The organism is Robiginitalea aestuariiviva, assembly GCF_029537735.1.
In the GTDB taxonomy this organism is placed as follows: Bacteria; Bacteroidota; Bacteroidia; order Flavobacteriales; family Flavobacteriaceae; genus Robiginitalea; species Robiginitalea aestuariiviva.
This window is the reverse complement of sequence record NZ_JARPUQ010000001.1, coordinates 1,283,187-1,307,949: the sequence shown is the minus strand read 5'-3', so window position 1 is coordinate 1,307,949 and position 24,763 is coordinate 1,283,187. Positions and strand designations below refer to the sequence as shown.

At 56.4% G+C, this 24,763-nt stretch carries 11 protein-coding genes; 10 read left to right on the top strand and 1 reads right to left on the bottom strand.

What is annotated here, in order from left to right; genetic code table 11:
• Window positions 1–7: 7 nt before the first annotated feature.
• The 4 genes from OZ410_RS05790 to OZ410_RS05775 all read left to right on the top strand — a co-directional run bounded on the left by OZ410_RS05790 (window position 8) and on the right by OZ410_RS05775 (window position 7,172).
• Window positions 8–1,618 (top strand): RagB/SusD family nutrient uptake outer membrane protein, encoded by a 1,611-nt coding sequence (locus OZ410_RS05790; protein ID WP_277706974.1) that lies wholly within the window; start codon window positions 8–10, stop codon window positions 1,616–1,618.
• 12 nt (window positions 1,619–1,630) lie between these two features.
• A complete protein-coding gene (locus OZ410_RS05785; RefSeq protein WP_277706973.1) occupies window positions 1,631–3,022 on the top strand; it encodes a SusF/SusE family carbohydrate-binding protein in 1,392 nt (463 codons plus the stop codon).
• Window positions 3,023–3,114: 92 nt separating this feature from the next.
• Window positions 3,115–6,474 (top strand): alpha-amylase family glycosyl hydrolase, encoded by a 3,360-nt coding sequence (locus tag OZ410_RS05780; protein ID WP_277706972.1) that lies wholly within the window; start codon window positions 3,115–3,117, stop codon window positions 6,472–6,474.
• Window positions 6,471–7,172 carry an Ig-like domain-containing protein gene (locus tag OZ410_RS05775; RefSeq protein WP_277706971.1) on the top strand — a complete coding sequence of 234 codons (702 nt, stop codon included), beginning with the start codon at window positions 6,471–6,473 and terminating at the stop codon, window positions 7,170–7,172. Before OZ410_RS05780 ends, OZ410_RS05775 begins: the two co-directional genes overlap by 4 nt.
• Before the next feature lie 16 nt (window positions 7,173–7,188).
• On the opposite strand, the gene OZ410_RS05770 is transcribed toward OZ410_RS05775, so the two are convergent.
• On the bottom strand, window positions 7,189–8,217 hold the full coding sequence (locus OZ410_RS05770) for a LacI family DNA-binding transcriptional regulator (RefSeq protein ID WP_277706970.1): 1,029 nt from the start codon (window positions 8,215–8,217) through the stop codon (window positions 7,189–7,191).
• A 346-nt stretch (window positions 8,218–8,563) separates the two neighbouring features.
• On the opposite strand from OZ410_RS05770, the gene OZ410_RS05765 reads away from it, so the two are divergent.
• The 6 genes from OZ410_RS05765 (at window position 8,564) to OZ410_RS05740 (ending at window position 24,740) form a co-directional block, all read left to right on the top strand.
• Window positions 8,564–11,689, top strand: a complete 3,126-nt coding sequence (locus tag OZ410_RS05765) for a SusC/RagA family TonB-linked outer membrane protein (RefSeq protein ID WP_277706969.1) — start codon at window positions 8,564–8,566, stop codon at window positions 11,687–11,689.
• Window positions 11,690–11,708: 19 nt separating this feature from the next.
• Window positions 11,709–13,340 (top strand): RagB/SusD family nutrient uptake outer membrane protein, encoded by a 1,632-nt coding sequence (locus tag OZ410_RS05760; protein WP_277706968.1) that lies wholly within the window; start codon window positions 11,709–11,711, stop codon window positions 13,338–13,340.
• A gap of 176 nt (window positions 13,341–13,516) precedes the next feature.
• Complete coding sequence (locus tag OZ410_RS05755) at window positions 13,517–16,819, top strand: VCBS repeat-containing protein (protein ID WP_277706967.1); 3,303 nt, start codon at window positions 13,517–13,519, stop codon at window positions 16,817–16,819.
• A complete protein-coding gene (locus OZ410_RS05750; protein WP_277706966.1) occupies window positions 16,803–20,153 on the top strand; it encodes a VCBS repeat-containing protein in 3,351 nt (1,116 codons plus the stop codon). The genes OZ410_RS05755 and OZ410_RS05750 overlap by 17 nt, the downstream gene beginning before the upstream one ends.
• On the top strand, window positions 20,146–23,400 hold the full coding sequence (locus OZ410_RS05745; RefSeq protein WP_277706965.1) for a VCBS repeat-containing protein: 3,255 nt from the start codon (window positions 20,146–20,148) through the stop codon (window positions 23,398–23,400). The genes OZ410_RS05750 and OZ410_RS05745 overlap by 8 nt, the downstream gene beginning before the upstream one ends.
• Window positions 23,400–24,740, top strand: coding sequence for a vanadium-dependent haloperoxidase (locus OZ410_RS05740; RefSeq protein WP_420917749.1), 1,341 nt, complete (start codon window positions 23,400–23,402; stop codon window positions 24,738–24,740). Before OZ410_RS05745 ends, OZ410_RS05740 begins: the two co-directional genes overlap by 1 nt.
• Window positions 24,741–24,763 lie beyond the last annotated feature (23 nt).

The following is a 24,763-nucleotide window of genomic DNA, read 5'->3' as shown; positions in this document are numbered from 1 at the left end:
GATGGTTATGAAAAAGTATCTGATCCTGGCAGCAGTGGTCGCCCTGGCCGGTTTCCTCAATGGCTGTCACAAGGAATTGGACCAAACTCCGATCGATCCGGACCTCTTTACCGAAGTAGACGTATACCAATCGGCCGATGAGGCCAAGAGCGCCCTGGCAAAAGTATATGCCAGCCTCTCCCTGACCGGGCAAAACGGGCCTGCTGGCCAGCCGGATATCAGCGGAATTGACGAAGGATTTTCCCAGTTTTCGCGGATGTTGTTCAACCTGAACGAACTCACCACGGACCACTGCGTGGTCGGATGGGGGGACCCCGGGTTACCCAACCTGCACGAAATGTCCTGGGGGTCTGGCAATGACTTTACCACTGCCATGTATTTCCGGCTTTCGCAGGTGGTGAGTTTCAGCAACTCCTTTATCTCGAATGCCGAAAACCTGGCCAGCGATGCGGAAGTACAACACTATATTGCGGAGGCGCGATTCCTGAGGGCCTATGCCTATTACAACCTAATGGACCTCTTTGGCAGTGTGCCGCTGGTAACGGCGATCACAACCGAATTGCCCCAGCAAAGCAGCCGGAGCGAAATCTTCGGCTTTGTAGAGGCCGAACTGCTGGAGATCCAGGACGCCCTGAAAAGCCCGGGCAGCAATGAATACGGCCGGGTAGACCAGGTAGCCGCCTGGGCCCTTCTCTCCCGCCTGTATCTGAACGCCGAGGTCTTTAACGGGGAAGCCCGATACACCAATTCCGTTACCTATGCTGAAATGGCAATCAACAGCACCTACAGCATCAACACGGCGGACGGCAATGGGAATGGCTCTGCCTACGACGAGCTCTTCCTGGCAGACAACGACCGCAACGGGTCACAGAACGAATTCATCTTTGTCCTGACCTACGACGGGCTGAAATCCCAAACCTACGGCGGCACTACCTTCCTGACCCATGGCCCGGTAGGCGGGAACATGGACCCGGCGGATTTCGGGATTAATGGCGGGTGGAGCGGTTACCGCACCACCAAGGGCCTGGTACAAAAGTTCGACTATGCCATTAATGCCAGCGACGGGGATGGTTTTCCCGTGGGCTGGGACGATTCGCGTGCCCAGTTCTTTACCGACGGGCAGAATTACGAAATCACCACCATCGCCAATACCTTTGAGGACGGTTATGCCCTGTCCAAATTCCGGAATGTGGACGTGACCGGGGCCCCCGGCAGCGATACTTCCGGGGATTTTGCGGACATCGACCTCCCGATCATCCGGTTGGCAGAGGTGTACCTGAATTACGCTGAAGCCTCCCTGAGGGGCGGCGGGGGCAGTGCGGCCACCAGTGCCGCTCTGATCAATGAATTGCGGACACGCGCAAGTGCCCCAACCATTACTACCGCAGACCTGGACCTCCAATTTGTACTGGATGAACGCTCTAGGGAATTACATTGGGAAGGCCTGCGGCGCACAGACCTGATTCGCTACGGCCTGTTTACCGGAGGCTCTTACCTCTGGCCCTTTAAAGGCGGGGCTTCCAACGGCCGTGCCGTGGAAGACTTCAGGAAAATTTTCCCCCTGCCGGACAACGTCCTGCTCATCAATACCAACTTAACTCAGAATCCCGGTTACTAAACTCTCTATATTATGAAAGGTCTATTCAACCCCACTAAGAACATTGTGTTGGCCATCGTAACGCTTGGCCTGCTCTTGGGATGCGAAAAGGAGGATTTCCTGGTCATTGAGGCCAGGCAACCCAATGAACAAATCGCATTCACCAATACCTTTTCGGACAACTATGTGGTCTCCAACCAGACCAGAAGCAGCATTGCGGAACGTTTTGTCTGGAATACCCCTGATTTTGAAGCCCCCACCACGGTAAGCTACCGCCTGGAAGGGTCCATTCAGGCAGACTTTGCCAGTGTGGATTACGATTCCGGCACCCTTTCCGAAACCAACCACGCCGTAACCATGGGCAACGTCCTGGGCATGCTTGAATTGCTGGGCCTGGACGACGACCCGGCCACGACAGCTGACGGGGGCGAGCCCAACAATACCGGAACCCTGTACTTCCGTGTAAGTGCTTTTGTGGGCAGCAGCGGTGCGGATAATGGCGTAAGCACTCTCTCTGAGGTCCGGGCAGTGCCCTTCAGCATCCTGGAACGCGCCCCGGAAGGGACCGGAGCCGGTATTTCCGTAGCTACCTGGGGCGTGGTAGGCTCTGCAGCCAACGACTGGGGTGGTGCCGGGCCGGATATCCCCTTCTATACTACGGATCAGAATGGTGTCCTGGTCTCCTACGCCAACCTGAAAGACGGGGAAATCAAATTCCGGGAAAACAACGACTGGGGCAACAACCTGGGCGATGACGGGGCCGACGGCACCCTGGAAGCCGGGGGCGCCAATATCACGGTAACCGCAGGGGATTATCGCATCCTGCTGGATCTGAACAGCAATACCTACTCCATTGAAGCCTTCAGTTGGGGTATTGTGGGCTCCGCCTGGAATGACTGGGGCGGTGCAGGCCCGGACGCCAAGATGTTCTACGACTACACCACCAACACCTTTAAGGTGGGGGTAAAACTCCTGGACGGGGAATTTAAATTCCGTTTTAACAACGACTGGGGCAACAACCTGGGAGACGACGGGGCCGACGGCACCGTGGAGGCCAATGGCGCCAATATCCCCTCCACTGCAGGATTTTATACCATAACCCTGGACCTGGTCAATAACACCTACACCATGGAAGCGGATGAACTCTGGGGCGTGGTAGGTTCCGGTTACAACGACTGGGGTGGTGCGGGCCCGGACTTTACCTTTACCGAAGTCAACACAGATCTCTGGCTGGCCCAGAATGTGACCCTGATTGATGGGGAAATCAAATTCCGGGTCAATGAAGACTGGGGCAACAACCTGGGCGACGACGGGGCCGATGGCACCCTGGAAGCGAACGGAGCCAACATTGTGGTAACAGCAGGCACCTATGACATCTACCTCGACTTTAGCGAAGGGGGAACCTATACGCTTATCAGCAAATAGATCTTTTTGTTTATTCACTTGTTTAGTTATTTTGATTTAGAGTGAAAAGGGCTCCCCCGGGGGAGCCCTTTACGCACTAAAAGACCCGGCATATGAAAAAAGGTATCCTAGGCATTTTCCTCTTCCTGTGGGCCATTGGCCTTTCGGGGCAGCAGCAAAACGCGACCTTCAGCATAACCCCGCCCACTTTTGGCGCCAACGACGCCATCACCTTAACCGTAACCGGGGTGGACCCCGGGGCCTGGGGCGTAACCGACCTCTATGTCTGGGCCTGGTATTTTGAAACCCCGGCATCCACTTCGGCTATTAATTCGCCCACCAACGGCACCTGGGCCAATTCCGATGAAGCCCAGCGGATGACCAACAACGGGGACGGCAGTTTCAGCTTCAGCTTTGTGCCAAGCCAACTGTACGGCACCACTGCCATAGACCGCATAGGAATGCTGGTCAAGGCCAAGGATGGGACAGGGGACAAAAAATCCCAGGACTATGTGGTAGAAGTAGGCGGCTTTCAGCTTACGCTGACCAACCCCCTGGAAAACCCGGTACTTATAGATGCTGGGAGCAACGTGTCCATCACGGCCAGCACCTCCCAGAATGCAGATTTCACCCTGCGGGCCAACGGGGCCATCATCGACCAGCAAAGTGGGATCACCTCCTATACTTACCTGGCCACGGTGAATACCAGCACCCTATATGAGCTCTCCGCCACCAATGGGTCCGAAACCCTGCAATCCGGGTTCCAGGCCTATGTCCGCCCTGCGGTTACAGAAGCCCCCCTTCCGGCAGGCCTTGTGGATGGGATCAACCTGGACCCTGCGGACCCCACCCGGGCCACCCTGGTGTTGTATGCTCCCGGAAAAGAATTTGTACACCTGATCGGGGACTGGATTGGCTGGGCCCCTTTGGACACCTACCTGATGAACCGAGACTCGACCAATGATCGCTTCTGGCTGGAACTAACCGGGCTTAGCCCGCAGACCCCTTACCTGTATCAGTACCTGGTGGAGTACGACATCAATATTGCCGACCCCTACGCTACCCTGGTCCTTGACGGGTACGGGAACGATGCCTTCATTGACCCTTCCGTTTTTCCCGATCTGCCTCCCTACCCTGCCGGGCAGACCGAGGCTATTACCGTACTCCGCACCGGGGACCCGGACTATGCCTGGCAGGTAACGGATTTTGTGCCTGCAGCCCGGGAAGACCTGGTGGTATATGAATTACTGATCCGGGATTTTGACGCCCTGCACACCTATGACGCCGTGGTGAACCGTCTGGATTATCTCACGTCTTTGGGCATTAACGCCATAGAGTTAATGCCGGTGAGCGAATTTGACGGGAATGAAAGCTGGGGCTACAACCCGGCCTTCCATATGGCACTGGACAAATACTACGGCACCCCGGAAGCCTTTAAGCAGTTTGTGGACGCCTGCCACGCCCGCGGCATTGCCGTGATCCTGGACGTGGTCTACAACCACGCCACCGGGCAGCACCCGTATTTCCGCATGTGGAACACCAGCGGAGGGGGCACCGGGGGGCAGGCCACGGCCGAAAATCCGTTCTTCAACCCGGAAGCGACCCACTCGTATTCCGTGTTCCAGGACTTTAACCACCAGAGCCCGGCTACCCGGGACTACGTAAAGCAAACGGTCCGGTACTGGATTGAGGAGTTCCATATTGACGGAATGCGATGGGACCTCACCAAGGGTTTTACCCAGAACTGCACCGCCTCTGACGGTGGATGTACAGACAGCCCCCAGGCAGATCGGATTGCCGTGCTCAAAGAGTATGCAGACACCCAATGGGCTGCAGATCCCGATTTCCTGGTCATTTTTGAACACCTGGGCACCGTGGCCGAGGAATCTCAGTGGGCGGACTACCGGGTGTCGGAAGGCAAGGGCATTTTACTGTGGAATAAGCAAACCGAGCCCTACAACGAAGCCACCATGGGCTACCACGACAGTGGCAAGTCCGATTTCAGCCAGGCCTTTTACGGGGCTAAGGGCTTTGCGCAGCCTTCGGCCATCTCCTATATGGAAAGTCATGATGAGGAGCGACTGATGTTTAAAAACCTGGAATACGGGAACAGCAGCGGAGCTTATAATGTAAAGGACCTGGGCACTGCCCTGAAACGGGTACAGGCCGCCTCCGCTTTCTTCTTTACCATTCCCGGGCCCAAGATGATCTGGCAATTCGGAGAGCTGGGATACGATTACAGCATTGATTACAATGGACGTACCGGAAATAAACCTATCCGCTGGGACTATCTGGACAACCCCAACCGAACCGCTCTCTATGACCTCATGGCGGACCTGATAACCCTGAAAACTGCGGAGCCTATATTCCGAACCGACCAGGTTACCCTGAGCCTGGGGGCATCCAGCGGGTTGAAAATCCTCCAGCTCACGGATCCCGCCCCACTCGGTGGTGCAGCAGGGTACCTGACCGTTATCGGCAACTTCGGGGTTACACCCCAGGAAATCACCGTTACCTTCCAGGAAAGTGGGGTCTGGTACGAATGGCTGGAGAACAACCTGAAATTTGTAGTGCCGGAGCCCCAACAGGTCATTACCCTGGCCCCGGGGGAATTCCGCCTCTTTGCAAATGCCCCCACCACCCTTTTCCCGGACGACAACCCGCCGGACCAGGACAGCGACGGGGTCCTGGATGGGGCGGACCTCTGCCCGGATACTCCGCTGGGCACCAAGGTAACAGTGGACGGGTGCCCCGTCTTTAGCCTGGACCCTCAGAATTTTGAGATCCGCTCCGCTTCCGAAACCTGCCGTAGCGCGAATAACGGCCGCATTGAAATCACTGCCCAGCTTGCCCTGGACTACACGGCTACCCTGAGCGGACCCATAAACCAGTCTACCGCATTCAGCACCAGCCTAGCCTTTGAAAACCTGCCAGCCGGCACCTATCAGTTATGCATTACCGTGGCGGGAGAACCGGACTACCTGCAGTGTTACACCCTGGAGATCACCCAACCGGAAGCCCTCTCGGTTAGCGGAAAATACCAGCCCGATTCCGGAAAGCTTATCCTGGACCTCAATGGGGCAAAACATTATACCATCCTGATCAACCAGGAACGGTGGGTAGTATCCGAACCCCGTTTTTCGATCCCATTGCCGGACGGGGTCCATTCCGTAGAGGTATCCACAGACCTGGATTGCCAGGGGACTTACCGGGAGCAGTTCCTGGTGGGGGACCTTTTTGCCATCGGGCAGAACCCCGCCCAGGGCAGGACCGTGGAGCTACTGCTGAATACTGGTTTACCCCTCCAATCCCTGGCGATTTACACCCTGCAGGGGCAGCGGGTTTATCAGGCGAAACTGCAGGGAGGCGAAAACCTACGGCTGCTCCCCCTGCCCGCCTTGGCACCCGGTGTATATATCCTGGAAGGCCGGTCCGGTAAACAGGTAGCCACCAAAAAACTCATCCTGAAATGAAAATGACCATTCGCATCCTGGCCCTGTCTGCCTTTTTCCTGGCGGCCTGTAGTAATGGCTCCGACCCGAATCCGGACCCCCCGGCACAGCCCGGGTTGCCCCCGGAAGCCAGCTCCCTGGTTTTCCCGGAAAATATGTCCGAATGCACAGAAGGGGAAATCCTGTCGAGCACTGAAAGCAGGATCACCTTTCAGTGGGCGGCAGGGGCCCGCTCGGAAACCTTTGTGCTGGAGGTTACAGACCTCTCCGACAACACCCAGCAGCGCTACAACAGCACTCAGCCCGAGGCTACGGTAACCTTAACCCGGGGGCAACCGTATGCGTGGTCGGTAGTGGCTACAAACAATCAGACCACGGAAGAAGTCAGAAGTGCCACCTGGCGATTCTACAATGCGGGGGAAGCCATCCTGAATTATGCCCCTTTCCCGGCAGAACTGCTGGTCCCCGCCTCCGGAAAATCTGTTGCTCCGGGGCCTGTAACTCTGGTCTGGAGCGGTTCGGATATCGACGGGGACATTACAGGCTATCGGGTCTTACTGGATACCAACCCTACCCCGGCCACCGAGGTGGGAGCGCCTTCGGAAGCAACTCTTACCCTGGCCCTAACTGCACCAGGCCTTTATTACTGGCAGGTAATTACCCGTGACCAGGCCGGGAACCAAAGCACCTCCGAGGTTTCAGAATTCAAAGTGGAATAAAAAACAAGGGCCGGATTTACAAAGCCGTAGATTCCCGCTCGATCAGGGTAGTGGGGATAACCCGGGTACGGTAGCTGCGGGCGTCCGTTTCGTCGTATTCCTGCTCTACCTTATCAATTAACATCTTTGCAGCGGCCTCCCCCATCTGCTCCCCGTGCTGGGCCACAGTGGTAAGGGTGGGGGCGCTGTAGCGCGAGAGCAGCCCGTCCGTAAAACCGATAAAGGAAATGTCTTCAGGAATACGAAGACCCTGCTGCTGGGCCAGGCGCATGGCGCGGACGGCAAAAATTTCGTTCACGCATAAAACGGCATCGAATTCCTGATCCCGGAAGAATACCCCACTCAGGTTTTCCTCCTCGTACTGGTACGGCAAGCGAAGGATGAGCTCCTCCCTCACGGGAATACCGCGCTCTTCCAGGGCCTGCCGATAGCCGTCCTCCCGCTTGGCACTGACATTCAGATAAGTTTCCGTGGTGAAAAGGGCAATCCTCCGGCGGCCATTGTCGATGAGCCGCAGGGTAGCGTCCCGGGCGGCCGCCCGGTCGTCGATGATCACCTGATCGCAGCGGATTTCGTCCGTAACCCGGTCAAAGAGCACCAGGGGGATGCCCTGTTCGGTCACCTCCCGCAGGTGGTTAAAGTCATTTTTGCGCTGGGTTTCCGCGGAAAGAGCCATGATAAAGCCGTCGATACTCCCGTTGGCGAGCATTTCCATATTGATCACCTCCTTGTCGAAGGACTCGTCTGAAACGCAGACAATCACGTTGTAGCCCTTGGCATTGGCGTATTTCTCAATGCCCCGGAAAACGGTGGTAAAGAAATGGTGTACAATATCCGGAACAATCACCCCGATGTTCTTGGTGCGTTTGTTCTTCAGACTAATGGCGATGTTGTTGGGCTTGTAGTTGTACAGGCGCGCAAAGGCCTGTACCTTCTCCTTGGTGTCCCGGCTGATCTCCTCGCTGTTTTTGAGGGCCTTGGAAACCGTGGAAATGGAGACGTCCAGTTCCCGGGCAATATGCTTGAGGGTGATTTTTCGTTTCACAGCTGCGCGATGCCTGTTGGGGTGAAATTACGGATAATTCCCGGAGTACTCCAGGCCCGTAAGTCCTAATAAATACAGGTTATTAACAATATTTTTCGAAATTTTATTAAATTGCCGGTCGAATAAAAAAATGCTATATTTGATTGACTTTCGTCAAAAACCACCCCTCCTTAATGTGAATCGGGTAATTTAGCCGTGCTAAAATTACCAGTTCAGCAGAATCTAAAGTTATTAACACGAAACCGTTTTCGTAACGTCGTATCCCTTTAGGAATAGGATATTAACTTTTTTTTTACATACTTTGACCCCTTGAATTAAATTAACTAAACTTAAAAATTAACTATCTATGAAGATTACGCTACTGAAGAGCTTGTTGCTTGTTGGGGCATTTTTATGCTTCGGACTGGTGCAGGCGCAAGACGTGTCAGGTACAGTTTCTGATGCAAATGGCCCGCTTCCGGGCGCCAGTGTGGTCGTAAAAGGGACCACTACCGGTACCCAGACGGATTTTGACGGTAACTATACCCTGTCAGGCGTTCCTTCCGACGGAGTGCTGGTTGTCAGCTATATCGGTTACGCCACGCAAGAGGTTGCCGTTAACGGCCAATCCACTATTAATGTAACCCTGGCTGAAGATGCCACGGCGCTGGACGAAGTAGTGATTATCGGTTACGGCCAAACCACTGTCAAAGATGCGACAGGTTCGGTGACCGCCGTTACCTCCGACGACTTTAACTCCGGTGTGATTTCCTCCCCCGAACAATTGATTCAGGGTAAGACTGCCGGTGTAAACATCCAGCAAACCAGTGGTGAGCCGGGTGCCGGGATCCAGGTGAACATCCGGGGTTCTAATTCCGTTCGTGGTAACAACAACCCGCTCTTTGTAGTGGATGGGGTGCCGCTTTTCGGACAGAGCACCGATGCCTCCGGGGATACCGGGCAGGGCGGCAGCGAAGTGGGTAACCCCCTGAACTTCCTGAACCCGAATGACATCGAGAGCATCAGCATCCTGAAAGACGCCTCTGCAACCGCTATCTACGGTTCCCGGGGTGCCAACGGGGTTGTAATCATCACCACCAAGAGCGGCCGTGGCGCCAGCGGCGGGCAGATCGAATGGTCTTCCAGCCTGAGCGTTTCCACCCCCGTTCGCCAGTACGAGTTGCTGGATGCCCAGGGCTTCCTGAGCGCCGTAGACGAGTATGGTGGAAATGCCACTGCCGTAAACTTCGGCAACAACACCAACTGGCAGGACGTGGTAATGCGCACCGCCGCTTCTACCAACCACAACCTGGCCTACAGCCGCAACTACGGTTCCGGGAACATCCGTGCTACCTTCGGATACCAGGATCAGTTCGGTGTGGTTGAAAAATCAGAATTCGAACGGATCACCGGCCGTCTGAACTGGAACCATCGCTTGCTGGACGACAAACTCGTTCTGGGCGTTCAGGCTTCCGTAGGTCGCGTGAATCGCGAGCAACCGCCTCTGGCTGCCGGTGCAGGCTTCCGCGGAGATATCCTCGGGGCTGCCTACTCCGCCAACCCGACCTGGCCGGCCGACCCGCTCTTCGATGACGGAGGGGGGCAAATCCAGCCTGCCAACTACCTGGCCGAGACCCAGAACCGCACCAAGACTAACCGTTTCCTGATCAACGGTTCCGCCGAATACAAGTTCACCCCGGAACTGTCTGCAAAAATTAACCTGGGCTATGACAAGTCCGAAAGTGAGAACACTTCCGTACTGTCCAGCAATCTGCAGAACTTTACAGGGATTGAAGGCAACGGTTTTGGTACCTATAACACCCTGGACCGCGAGAACAAAACCCTGGAAGCTACCCTGAACTACCGCAAGGAGTTTGACAACAGCTCCCTGGATGCCCTCGTCGGGTATGCCTACCAGGATTTCCGCACCTCCGGTCGCGGATCTGCGGGCCGCGGATTTGGTACTTCCGACCTTGATGTTATGGGCTTTGAGCTGCGCAACACCGTTAACGCTGCGGCAGCCACTGTTGATGGTTCCTATCAGCAATTCTACTACGCCACCAACACCTCCGGCCTTGTCGTGAACCGCCTGTTCCCGAATGTGGTGGCAGGAGAAGTGGTTCCATTCCAGTTCACCCGCGGGGTACGTGCCCTGGTTGCCGATGTATTCGACAATACCGACGAGCTGCAATCCTTCTTCGGACGGATCAACTACAGCATTGACAGCAAGTACCTCTTCACCGCGACCATGCGGGCGGACGGTTCTTCCCGTTTCGGTCCTGAAAACCAGTACGGATACTTCCCCTCCGGTGCTTTCGCCTGGCAGATTGCCGAGGAAGACTTTATCGGAGAGAACATCTCTACCCTGAAACTGCGTCTGAGTGCCGGTATTACCGGTAACCAGGATGGTCTGGGGTATGGTAACTTCGTCGCCCGTCAGCGTTTTGCAAGCCTGGGCATCAACAACGACAACACCATTAACCAAAACGGTCTGTCTATCGTTGCCACCGATGTTCCCGACCTGAAATGGGAATCCACCATCAACTTTAACGTGGGTCTGGACTTCGGGTTCAACCTGGATCGCTTCAACGGTAGCATTGACGTATACCGGAACGAAACCCAGGATGTCCTCCTGCAAACGCCTCCGGCTGCACCGTCCACTAACCCCTTCCAGTTTGGTAACGTGGATGCCAGTATCCTGAACCAGGGTATTGAACTTGGCCTGAACTACGATTTCGTACAAACTGAAGATGCGACCTTCTCTGCATCCTTCAACATTGCCTACAACCAGAACGAAATACAGGATTTCGCCGGGGCTATCAACACAGGTGAAATTGCAGGTCCCGGTCTGTCCGGAGCCTTCGCCCAGCGTTTTGAAGCCGGCTATTCCCTGTTCTCTTACTACATGGCCGAGTTCCTCGGATTCGATTCCAACGGAAACCCCCAGTATACAGACGTAGACGGAAATGGTGTAGGCGATCCCGATGCGGACAAGAAGTTTGTAGGTGAAGATGCCCTGCCGGATGTAACTACCGGTCTGAGCCTGAACTTCAACTACAAGAACTGGGATATCAGCACCTTCTTTAATGGTCAGTTCGGATTCTCCGTATACAACAACACTGCCAACTCCTTCTTCAACGCAGGCCAGATCGTTACTGCACGTAACGTAACGGCAGATGCTGCGAGCGCCGGAGAAAATGGTGGTGCTTCCACTGCGGTATCCACCCGCTTCCTGGAAAAAGGTGATTTTGTCCGTTTCCAGAACGCAACCATTGGCTACAATGTGCCTCTTACAGGAGACGGGTTGTTCAAGAGCCTGCGTCTGTCCCTTACCGGTCAGAACCTGATGCTGTTCACCGACTACAGCGGTATCGATCCTGAGGTTACTGTTCCTACCGGAACCCTCGGATCCGGAGTTCCTACCCGGGGAATCGACTGGGCAGCCTTCCCGAACCCGCTCACTGTAACCTTTGGAGTAAACGCCACATTTTAATTAAAAAAAATTGTATATCATGAAAAGATATCTGAAGTATTTTTCTTTATCCATGCTGGCGGCATTCGCCCTCGGTTCCTGTACGGACCTGGAAATCGAGGAAACGGATTCCTTTATCAGCGAAGGATTCCAGGGTCTGGCCGACCCGGCTTCCGCGCTGGACCAGCTTTACGGCCAGGTCTACGGCCAGTGGGCCGACCAGGCTAACCGCTACGCACTTTACGAAGTGACCACCGACGCCCTGCTGATCCCCACACGGGGAGCAGACTGGGGGGACAACGGTCGCTGGAGAAAGCTGCACCAGCACTCCTGGGGCCTGGAGGAAACCGACATCCTCACCCCCTTTGACCAATACAACGCCAACCAACTGCTGGCTTCCCAGATCCTGGACACCCGCAGTGGGGCTTCCCCTCAGGTTGCTGCCGAAGCGCACTTCCTGCGGGCATATAACATGTTCACCATCCTGGACCTGTTTGGACAGGTTCCTTTCCGCGACACTCAACTGCCGTCTTCTGCGGTGCCTGAGGTACTCACCGGAGCCGATGCCGTGAACTTTATCCTGGCCGACCTGGATGCAGCCATTTCCGGACTGCCTTCCGTCCAGGCCGGTACCGGAGACCTGACCCGCGCCAGCCAGGCGGCTGCCCGCCTGCTGAAGGCCAAAGTGTTGCTGAACCGCCACATCTTCAACAACCAGTTGGATATGGCTGCCGGTGGCGCCATGCCTTCTGCCGATGCAGGGGATATGCAGGAAGTTATCAGCCTGGTAGACCAAATCACTGCCGATGGCTATGCCCTGGAATCCGGCTACTTTGACATTTTCCGCTCCTCTGCAGATACCGAAACCATCTGGTGGGGAACCGCCGGTGTAGGGAACCGTATCTTCAACGGGCTGCACTACAACTCCACCGGCCTTGGTGGAGGGGGATGGAACGGGTTCAGCACCCTGGCCGAGTACTACGACCTCTTTGAGGGCGATCCTGACGAAAACTTCTATGCTGGCGACCTGAACAGCGCCCCGGATAATGGTCAGGAAGAGCGTCGCGGCGGGGTTCCCACCGTAGGGGTAACCTTCTCAGGCGTTCCCGGAACTTCCGACAACGGCGGATACGAAGACGGCTCCAACGTAGGAAACGGCTTCCTGATCGGGCAGCAATACGCTTTGGATGGAACTGCTCTTACCGATCGTCAGGGCCAGCCCCTGGTTTTCAGCCGTGAGTTTGTTGACGGCGATGGCAACCCCAACCTCATCAACAACGACGAGAAAACCGGTATCCGTGTTATGAAATACAACCCCCGTTTTGGTGGAGGTTTTGAAGGACACAACCTGATTTTCCGCTATGCCGACGCCTACCTGATGAAGGCTGAAGCCATGCTGCGCCTGGGGCAGGACCCCACCGCCATGGTGAACGACCTGCGCGTTATCCGCGGTGCTACCCCCCTGGGAAGCGTAACCGAGTCCGACCTGCTGGATGAGCGTGGCCGTGAACTCTACATTGAAGGATGGCGCCGGAACGACATGGTTCGCTTCGGACAATACCTGCGCAACTGGGAATTCAAGGAAGATACCAGCAGCAAACGCCTGCTCTTCCCCATCCCGCTGCCGCAACTGTTGGCTAACCCCAACCTGCAGCAGAACCCCGGTTACTAGGGATTTGCAAGACCTGATAAAAAGGCTGCCAAATGGCAGCCTTTTTTTGTTTATGGCGGAAAAGACTAATGAAAAATTAACAAGAGCTAAGGCATCGTTAAAAACCTCGCCAACCGCCCGTAAACATTGGCCTTTTCATTGCAGAATGGGTATTTTAGCAGCTTGCTGAAAACACCATGCGCACCCTGCCCGTACTTCTCGGAATCTTGCTGCTGCTCCAGAGTTGTTCTGAAGAACAACCCCGGTTGCGCGAACTGGACCCGGAACACACCGGGATTACTTTTGGCAATTTCCTGGAAGAAACCCCGGAACTTAACATCCTGAATTACCTGTATTACTACAACGGCGCCGGGGTGGCCGCAGCCGATTTTAACAGCGACGGCTGGATTGACCTGTATTTCGTGGCCAACCAACAGCCGGACGCCCTGTACCTGAACCGCGGCAATATGACCTTTGAAGAGGTGACCGAAAAAGCGGGGCTCCTACAACCCAACGGCTGGACCACCGGGGTCACCCATGTAGATATTAATGCCGACGGCTTGTTGGACCTGTACCTCTGCCAGGCCTCCGGATACCGGAACCTGAAAGGCCGCAACCGGCTGTATGTAAACCTGGGGCCAGACGCCAATGGCATTCCCCGTTTTGAGGAACAGGCGGCCCAATACGGCCTGGACCTGGAAGCCCTGAGCACGCAGGCTGCGTTTTTTGACATGGACCGGGATGGAGACCTGGATGCCTTTTTGATGAATCACTCCGTGCACCCCAATCGGAACTACGGCCGGGGGAAACAACGGGAGGGCTTTGATGCCCTGGCCGGGGACCGGCTGTTGCGGAACGACGGCGGTGTCTTTACAGACATTAGTCAGGAAGCCGGCATTTACCAGGGGAAAGCCGGGTATGGCCTGGGCCTGGGAATCAGTGACCTGAATGCAGACGGCTACCCGGACATTTATGTGGGCAATGACTTTTTTGAAAACGATTACCTCTACCTGAACAACGGCAATGGGACCTATAGCGAGCGTATCGCCTCCGGCGCCGAAGGGATAGGCCATACCACCCACTTCAGTATGGGCAACGACATTGCGGACCTGAACAACGACGCCCGGCCGGACATCCTCTCCCTGGATATGCTGCCGGAAGATCTGGTTACCTACAAGACCTCAGGCCTGGAATATGCCTATCCCATTTACAAGCAGTACCTGAACCAGGGGTTTGCGCCCCAGTACATGCAAAATGCCCTGCAATTAAACCTGGGGGACGGGCATTTTTCGGAAATCGGATACCTGAGCGACCTGGCCGGCACCGAATGGTCCTGGGGTACCCTGCTGGCCGATTTTGACAATGACGGCCTGCGGGACATCTTTATCAGCAACGGTATTAAAGGGGCCACTAATGATATGGACTACATGAACTTCATTGCCAATGAAGACATACAGCGCCGCATTGACGCCGGGATGAAAGCTTCGGATATGCCCCTGACCCGCGAAATCCCGGAAAAGAAGGTACCCAACTACCTCTTCCGCAACTCGGGAGAATTAACCTTTTCGGATATGACCGGCACCTGGTATCCCGAAGAACCCACCTTCAGCCACGGCAGCGTCTATGCAGACCTGGACCGGGATGGAGACCTGGACCTGGTGGTCAATCATATGAATCAAAGTGCCTCTGTTTTTGAAAACACCATCTCCGGCGGCCATGGCCTTACCCTGGCCTTTAAAGGCCCTGAAGGCAACCCATTTGGCATAGGGACCCAGGCCCTCCTGTACACCCAGGAAGGCACCCAATGGGCTGAAAATTATCCTACCCGGGGCTATTTGTCTGCCGTTCCCCCGGAATTGCATTTCGGGACAGGTTCCCGGACCCTTGCCGATTCCCTTAGCGTTACCTGGCCGGACGGGCGGGTGCAAACCCTGCACGGTGTCGCTACGGATACCCTTTTGGTAATGGACTATGCCCAGGCCCGTCCTAAACCTGCGGGACGGATGGTGCTGCAACCCGGAAACTGGTTGGCTACGGACAGCCTGGTCCCCTTCCGCCACCGGGAAAACCCCGTCCTGGATTTTGACCGGGAACCCCTGATCGTCTTTGCCGGTTCCAACAAGGGCCCGGCCCTGGCCACAGCAGACCTGAATGGAGACGGGCGGCAAGATCTGGTAATAGGCGGTGCCAAACGCCAACCCACGGCCGTGTATTTCCAGCGGGAAGACGGATCCTTTACCCAACGGGATTCCCTCTTGTTTGCTGAAGATGCGCTGAGCGAAGACACCGCGTTGCTGGTATTCGATGCCAACGGCGATGGCCAACCCGACCTGATTATTGCCGGCGGGGGCAATGAATTCCAGGAGGGCGAACCCCTGCAACCCCGGCTGTACCTGAACCGGGGCGGGTATTTTGAAAAAACATCGGCCCATTTACCGGAAATTTCCATCAATGCTTCAACCCTTTCGGCCCGGGACCTGGACGCCGATGGGGACCCCGATGTACTCATAACGGCCGATGCCGTTCCCGGGGCATTTGGTCAAACCCCCAGCCACCATGTCTTAATCAACGACGGTCAGGGCCATTTCCAATTAGCTTCTCCTTCCCCCATCCCGGGGTTGGACCGCTCCGGCGCCATAACCCGGGTGCAATGGGCAGACTTTAACGGGGACGGAACCACCGACCTGGCCGTTGCCGGCCACTGGAGCCCCATACGCCTGTTCCTGGGAACGGGCAAGGGATGGGTTCCGGCCGAGGAGACGGGCCTGGAATTCACCCATGGCTGGTGGAACGCCCTGCGGGCTGCAGACCTGGACGGAGACGGGGATATGGACCTTATCGGGGGGAACTGGGGGCTGAACAGCAAGTTCAGGGCCAGCCGGGAAACCCCGGTACGGCTCTATCGCAACGATTTTGACGGCAATGGCAGTACCGAACCCGTAGTTACTTATTACCACAACGGGGTGGAAACACCCTTTGCTTCAAAGGACGAACTCTCCAAACAAATGCCCTTCCTAAACAAGAAATTCCGTACCTACCGGGATTTTGCCACTGCCAGCCTGGAGGAGGTTTTCGGGGCTGAGGCCTTGAAGGCCTCCGACCGGAAAGAGGTGTATCTGCTGGAAAGCGCCATTTTCAGGAATGACGGTACAGGCCGCTTTACCATGGAAATACTCCCCCGCATGGCCCAAACCTCGGCCATATTTGACTTCGGGGTAGGAGATTTTACCGGCGATGGGCGGGTTGACCTCCTTGCTGTGGGAAACAACTACGACATCAGCACCCAGCTCGGTAGGCTGGATGCCCTGCATGGCTTACTTTTGCAGGCGACCCCGGAAGGCGGATACCACTGGGATCCGGGCGCTTTGCCCTTTATCCCGGGTGCCGCCCGCAGCATAGACAGCCTGCATATAAACGGATTGAAAACGTGGGTTATCGGCCGCAATAATGCCCGGCCTTTTACCCTCACCAAAAACATACCAGATGACAAGCGCAACTAGGTTTCTCACATTGTTGGCCCTCCTGGCGCTATGGAGTTGCCAGGACGGGGAAATGGCCACGCCAGAAAGCGAGGCAGAACGCCCCACCCTCTTTACCCTGCTACCGCCGGACAGCACGGGGGTGGAGTTTGTAAACCAGGTGGAGAACCAGAAGGACCTGAATATCTTCAAATACCGGAATTTTTATAACGGGGGCGGGGTAGCCCTGGGGGACATCAATAACGACGGCCTCACGGATATCTTCCTGACCGGGAACATGGTCTCCAACCGCCTTTACCTGAACCGCGGGAACCTCAAGTTCGAAGACATTACCGAGTCGGCCGGGGTGGGCGGCAACAAACCCTGGTCCACGGGGGTAACCATGGCCGACGTCAATGCGGATGGGTGGCTGGACATCTATGTGAGTAACGCCGGGAATATGGAGGGCAACAACCACGACAACGACCTGTACATCAACAACGGCGATAACACCTTTACGGAACAGGCCCGGGAATTCAACCTGGCCGAAACCGGCTTTACCACCCACGCCACTTTTTTCGATTACGACAAGGACGGAGACCTGGACGCCTATATCCTGAACAACAGCAACATCCCGGTAAGCAGCCTGGGCTATGCCGAGCAGCGGCAGGTCCGTGCCCAGGACTGGGAGGGCGTACCTCATATCTTTCGCGGGGTGGGCGATATGCTGCTGCGCAACGACGGGGGCACGTTTACCGACGTGAGCGAGGCCGCCGGCATTTACGGGAGCCTGATCGGGTTCGGGCTGGGGGTACTGGTATCGGACTTCAACCAGGACCTGTACCCGGACATCTACGTATCCAACGATTTCTACGAACGTGATTACCTCTACATCAACAATCAGGATGGCACCTTTTCTGAGCAAATCAAGGCCTGGGCCGGGCATTTGAGCCTCTCCGCCATGGGGATCGATATTGGCGACATCAACAATGACGGGTACCAGGATGTCTTTATCACCGACATGCTCCCGGAAGCAGAACAGCGGGTTAAGTCCGTTATGGAATTCGAGGGGTATAACGTGTACAAGCTCAAGGAAGGCAAGGACTTTGGCCACCAGTATATCCAGAATACCCTGCAACTGAACAACGGCAATGGCACCTTTTCGGAAGTGGCCTATTACAGCGGGGTGCACGCCACGGACTGGAGCTGGGCCGGGCTCATGTTCGACATGGACAACGACGGCCTGCGCGACATCTTTGTGACCAACGGCATTAACCACGACCTGACCGACCTGGATTTCGTGGACTTCTTTGCCAATGAGATCATCCAGAAAATGGCCTTGACCGGCCGGAAGGAATCCATCGATTCCATCATCCAGAAAATGCCGATCAAACCCCAGCCCAACTATGCCTTCCGAAATAAGGGCGACCTGACCTTCGACAATGCCAACGCGGCCTGGGGCTTTGAACTCCCAACGCGCTCCAACGGGGCCGCTTATGCCGACCTGGATAACGACGGAGACCTGGACCTGGTAATTAACAACGTGAATATGCCGGCCTTTGTTTACCGCAACAATACGGAACAGCAACCCGACCGTCATTTTGTGCGGCTGCGCCTGAAAGGCCCGGAAAAGAACCCCTTTGCCATAGGCGCCACCGTAAAGGCCTATGCCGGGGATCAGGTGTGGGTGCAGGAACTCGTTCCTTCCCGCGGCTTCCAATCTTCAGTGGATTACCCCATTACCTTTGGCTTGGGCGAGGTATCCCGCCTGGATTCCCTCCGGGTGATCTGGCCGGACGACCGCACCCAGCTGCTAACCGGCCTGGAAACCGACCGGGAGTGGCCCCTGGACCACGCCCAGGCGTCGGAAACCTATGCGCCTCCCGGTCCGGGTAAAACCCCTACCCTGCTAACCGAACTACCCCTTCAGGGGGCCATCGCCCACAAGGAAGATCCCTACAACGACTTTGATCACGAAGGCCTGATCTACGGGAAACTTTCCCAGGAAGGCCCGGCCCTGGCGGTAGCTGACGTAGACGGGGATGGCAATGACGATTTTTACCTGGGCGGGGCCTCTGGCGAAAGCGGGGTACTGTACCTGCACCAGGGGGGCGGGCGGCTGCGCGCCCAGACCCCAGCTGCCTTTTTGCAGGATGCAGACCTGGAGGATACCGCCGCGGCCTTCTTTGACGCCGACGGGGACGGAGATGCAGACCTGATGGTGGCCACCGGCGGGAACCAGACGGACCGCTACCGGAATTACCGCCCCCGCCTGTACCTGAACCAAGGCAATGGCACCTTCCTGAAATCAGAACAGCAGCTACCCACTGTCTTGAAAAACATGTCTACCGTCACCCCTGAGGATTTTGACGGGGACGGGGACATCGATGTCTTTATCGGGTCCCGCTCCGTGGTGGGCATCTATGGGGTAAACCCGGACCACCTGCTCCTGCAGAACGACGGCAATGGGCAGTTTTCGAATATCACGGACCGGGCGGCCGGCGAATTGAAGAATACCGGCATGGTTACCGCAGCCCGCTGGGCAGATATGGACGGGGACGGCCGAAAGGACCTGGTGACCGTTTCCGACTGGGGCAGCCCGGCCATTTTCAGAAACACCGGCAGAAGGCTGGAACGCGCCTCCACCAGCCTGGACACCCTGCATGGATGGTGGAATGCGGTGGAAGCCGCAGATTTGGATGCAGACGGGGATCTGGACCTCATCCTGGGAAACCAGGGCGCTAACCTGCATTACAAACCTGAGCCGGGGAAGCCCATGAAAATGTGGGTAAACGATTTTGACGGGAACGGTACCCTGGAGCAGGTGGTTACCCTGACGGATGCCGCAGGGGATTACCCCCTGCACCAGAAAAAGGAGCTGACCGCCCAGGTGGTCTCCCTGAAGAAAGCCAACCTGAAGGCCTCGGTTTACGCCCAGCGGACCATCCATGAACTATTCCCCCCGGAACTGGTACAGCGTTCCATAGTGAAGAAGGTCAACTTTTCAGAATCGGCTATAGCCATTAATGAAGGGAACGGCCAGTACCGCATCCAGGCCCTCCCGCCCAGGGTGCAATTTTCCTGCGTCTGCGATATCGACTGCAGGGATGTGAACGGAGACGGCAACCTGGACCTGATCATGGCCGGGAACAATTACGAATTCAAGCCGCAGTTTTCCCGCCTGGATGCCAGCTACGGGAACGTCCTGCTGGGCGACGGGAAGCTGAATTTCACCTGGCAACCCTATAACACCAGCGGGTTCTTTGTGCCGGAGGAGGTTAAATACCTGAGGGAACTCAAAGACAAATCTGGCCGCACCTACGTACTGGCGGCGGCCAACAATAGTAAACCCCGCTTATTTGAGATCCATGAATAAACGACTCTGCATAGGGATTTTATGCCTGTTGGGGCTGGCGGGTTGCAACCAGGGAGGGTCCCTGTTCGAAACCCCCGGGGCAGGCCAAACCGGCATTGGTTTTGCCAATACCCTGGAGGAAACCGAAACCCTGAACATTCTGGATTACCTCTACTTCTACAACGGGGGCGGGGTGGCCATAGGCGATGTGAATGCGGACGGCCTGGCCGATGTGTACCTATCCGGGAACCAGGTGCCGAACAAGCTTTACCTGAACCGGGGGGGAATGCGTTTTGAAGATGTGACCGAAACCGCCGGGGTGGCCGGGAACAGCACCTGGAATACGGGCTCAGTTATGGCCGATGTGAATGCGGACGGCCTGCTGGACATCTATGTTTGCGCCGTGGTGGGGATCAATGGCTTCAGGGGGCACAACGAACTCTTTATCAATAACGGGGACGGCACCTTTACCGAGCGTGCAGCGGAATTCGGGCTGGATTTTGATACCTACAGCTCTAACGCGGCTTTCTTCGATTACGACCTGGACGGCGATCTGGACATGTACCTGCTGAACCACGCCGTACATACCCAGGACTCCTACGGCAAGGCCGAGCTGCGCTACACCCGGAACTACGAGACCGGAGACCGCATGCTGCGCAACGATGGGGGCAAGTTCACCGATGTGAGCGAAACCGCAGGTATTTACGGGGGTATTAACGGCTACGGCCTGGGCCTGGCGATTTCGGATTTTAACCAGGACGGGTACCCGGACCTCTACATCGGGAACGACTTCCACGAAGACGACTACTTCTATCTGAATAACGGGGACGGCACCTTCACTGAGAGCCTTCGGGACTACTTTGGGCATACCAGCCGCTTTTCCATGGGCAGCGATGTGGCCGACATCAACAACGATGGGCGGCCGGACCTGATCTCCCTGGATATGCTGCCGGAAGAGGAAGTGCCCCTGAAATCTTCCGAAGGGGACGACAATGTGCAGACCCAGAAGATGCGGACCGAGGCCTTCGGGTACTATTATCAGTTTACCCGCAACATGCTCTATGTGAACCAGCCAGGCGGCCGCTTTATGGAGACGGCCCTGCTGAGCGGGGTAGCCGCGACGGACTGGAGCTGGAGCGCCCTCTTTGGGGACTGGAACCTGGATGGCCACCAGGATCTGTTTATTTCCAACGGCATCCCCAAACGCCCCAACGACCTGGATTTTGTCCGGTTCATCTCCAACGAAAAGATCAGCAGCACCATGGACAACACCCGGTTGGTAGACCAGGAAGCCCTGGGGCTGATGCCTTCGGGCAGTGCACATAATTACGTGTTTGAAGGGCAGCCCGGCCTGGGGTTTGCGGACCGCAGCCAGGACTGGATCCGGCCGGACACCCTGCTTTCCGGGGCCACGGCCTGGGGGGACCTGGACAATGACGGAGACCTGGACCTCGTAATCAACAACCTGAACCGCGAAGCCAGCGTGCTGGTGAATACCACCAACGGGGCCGGGCAGTACCTGAAGCTGCGCCTGGATTTTGGCCCGAAAAATCCCTACGGCGTTGGGAGTAAGGTTTACGCCTATACCGGCGGCCAGGTACAATTCCGGGAGCTTTTCCCGGTACGCGGCTTCCAGGCCTCTTCCGAGCCCATGGTTCATTTTGGGTTCCCGAAGGACCAGCAACCGGATTCCCTGGTGGTGGTTTGGCCGGACAACTCCTATCAGGTGGTGCGCCAGCCGGCCCTGAATACCACGACCATCCTGGAACCGGATAACCCCCTACCCTATTCCTACGACCATGAAACGCAACCCCGGGCCCCGGTATTCCAGGCGGCCCCGGCAAGCCTGGGCCTCGATTTTGTACACACCGAGGACCGGTATACGGACTTTAACCGGGAAAAGCTCCTGCCCTACAGTTTTGCCGACCGCGGGCCTGCCCTGGCCACAGGGGACCTGAACGGGGACGGGAAAACCGACCTGGTGCTCGGCGGCTCCAAGCGGGTGCCGCCGGCCATCTACCTGCAGGGGGACTCCGCCTTTACCCGGACTGCCATTCCGGAATTTACGGCAGACAGCCTGCGTGAAAACGTGGCAGCCGCCCTGGCCGATTTCAATGGGGACGGGCTGGCAGATTTGGTCCTGGCCAACGGGGGCTCCGACTTTTTCGGGGCTTCGCAGGCCCTGAGAAATCAGTATTTTCCAAGTACCGAAGGGCATTGGACCCCCACTGAATTGCCGGAGGACTTCCAGAATTCTTCCGTCCTGAAACCCTTTGATTTTGACGGGGACGGAGACCTGGACCTTTTTGTGGGCAACCAGTCCGTTACCGGGGCTTTCGGTACTTTGCCGGACTCGTACCTGCTGGAAAACCAGAACGGGCAGCTGTCCGTTTCTGAAGCCCTTAACGGCAAAGCCCTGGGCATGGTAACCGATGCGCTCTGGACGGATTTCAACCAGGACGGCCGAACCGACCTGATCGTGGTCGGGGAATGGATGGCCCCGAAGTTCTTCGCCTGGGATGGCGAGGGGTTCCAGGCCGTGGAAGGCCCCCAGGTGAGTGGGTTGTGGCAGGCCATTGCCCCTGTGGACATGGACGGGGACGGAGATGTGGATTACGCCCTGGGGAATTGGGGTACCAACTCCAAATTCCGGGCATCCGAAGACGCCCCCATGAAGTTGTTTGTAGCGGATTTTGACCGCAACGGCAGTACAGACCCAGTCCTGGCCACGGCCAAAGGCGAGACCTACTACCCCCTGGTAGGCCTGGATGAACTGGGGTCCCAAATGGTCTTCTTGCGAAAAAAATTCCCGCAGTATAAAAGTTTTGCCGGCCGCAGTGTCCCGGAAATTTTCGGGGAGGAAGCCCTGGAGCAAAGCCAGGTCCTGGAAGTAAACGAACTGCGCTCCGGGTATTTGCGCAACGATTCCGGCTGGTACACCTTTATACCCTTCCCGGAATTGCTGCAAACCGCCCCCGTTACGGCCCTGCTGCCCTATGATTTTACCGGAGACGGCACCCAGGAACTCCTGGCCGGCGGAAACTACTTTGGCCTGAAACCTTACATGGGCCGCCTGGATGGCTTTCCCGGGGCCCTGCTAAAACCCGACGGTACCGTACTTCCGGGAAACCGGATCGGGCTGGACCTAATGAACCGGTCCGTACGCCACCTGGCCGTGATTACGATAAACGAAACCCCTTACCTGCTGGTGGTCTGCAACGACGCGCCGGCAAGCCTATATGCCCTAACCTCTAAAAACAAGAAATGATGAACATGCGAATCGGATCCGTCCTGATTGTCCTGCTGGGCCTGGCCTGCGGGGCCCCGGCCGAACCTATTGTGATCACCCCCGAGGAATACCACGCCTCGGTAGACCGGGTTACCGATGTAATGGTACACGATATTTTCAGCCCCCCGGTGGCCAGCCGCATCTATGCCTACCCCAACATTGCCGCCTACGAGATCCTGGCCCAGTACAATCCGGCATACCAATCCCTGGAAGGGCAGGTATCCGAATTGGGCGCCATCCCGGAACCTCAGTCCGGAGCGCCTGTAAATTACCGTTTGGCAGCCCTGATCGCCCATATGGACTTAAGCCGGCAACTGATTTTCTCGGAGGAGATGATCACATCCTTCCGCGACAGCCTGTACGGGGTCTGGGAAGCCAAAAACCCGAAAGAATTTGAGGCCTCCCGGACGTATGGCCTGGAAGTGGCCGGGGCCATTGCCGCCTGGATGGACAAAGACAACTACAAGCAAACCCGGACCATGTCCAAGTTTACCGTAGATACGGAGGACCCTTCCCGCTGGCAACCCACCCCCCCGGCCTATATGGAGGGGATCGAGCCCCACTGGAATAAGATCCGCCCCTTTGTGATCGATTCGGCTGCACAATTCAAACCCGTTCCCCCGCCCCCCTTCTCCATGGAAGAGGGCAGCGACTTTTACAAAGAAGTGAAAGAGGTCTACGATGTGAGTATGGATATTACCCAGCGGGGCGACACTTCTGATGAAATTGCCATTGCGCAATTCTGGGATTGCAACCCCTATGTCTCGGTCACCCGCGGGCACCTGATGTTTGCCACCAAGAAGATCAGCCCCGGGGCGCACTGGATCGGAATTACCAAAATTGCCTGCCGCAAGTCCGGAGCGGACTTTGACAAGACAGTGCAAGCCTATACCAAAACTTCCATTGCCATTGCCGATGGCTTTATCAGCTGCTGGGACGAGAAATACCGCAGCAACCTGATCCGGCCGGAGACCCTGATCAACCAGTACATTGATGAGAACTGGAAACCCGTACTGCAAACCCCGCCCTTCCCGGAATACACCAGTGGCCACAGTGTGGTTTCCGGGGCCGCTTCCGTAGCCCTGACCAGCATTTTCGGGGAAGATTTCGCCTTCGACGACGACACCGAATTGCGGTTTGGCCTGCCGGTACGCTCCTACACATCCTTCCGGCAGGCTGCGAATGAGGCTGCCATTAGCCGGATGTACGGGGGTATCCACTACCGTTCCGCTGTGGAAGTAGGGATAAAACAAGGTCGGAATCTGGGGGAATTTGTCGTAGAACATTTAAATATGGAAGGGGATACTGCCATGCAGTAGTCCCGAACCTTATCTGAGTATCA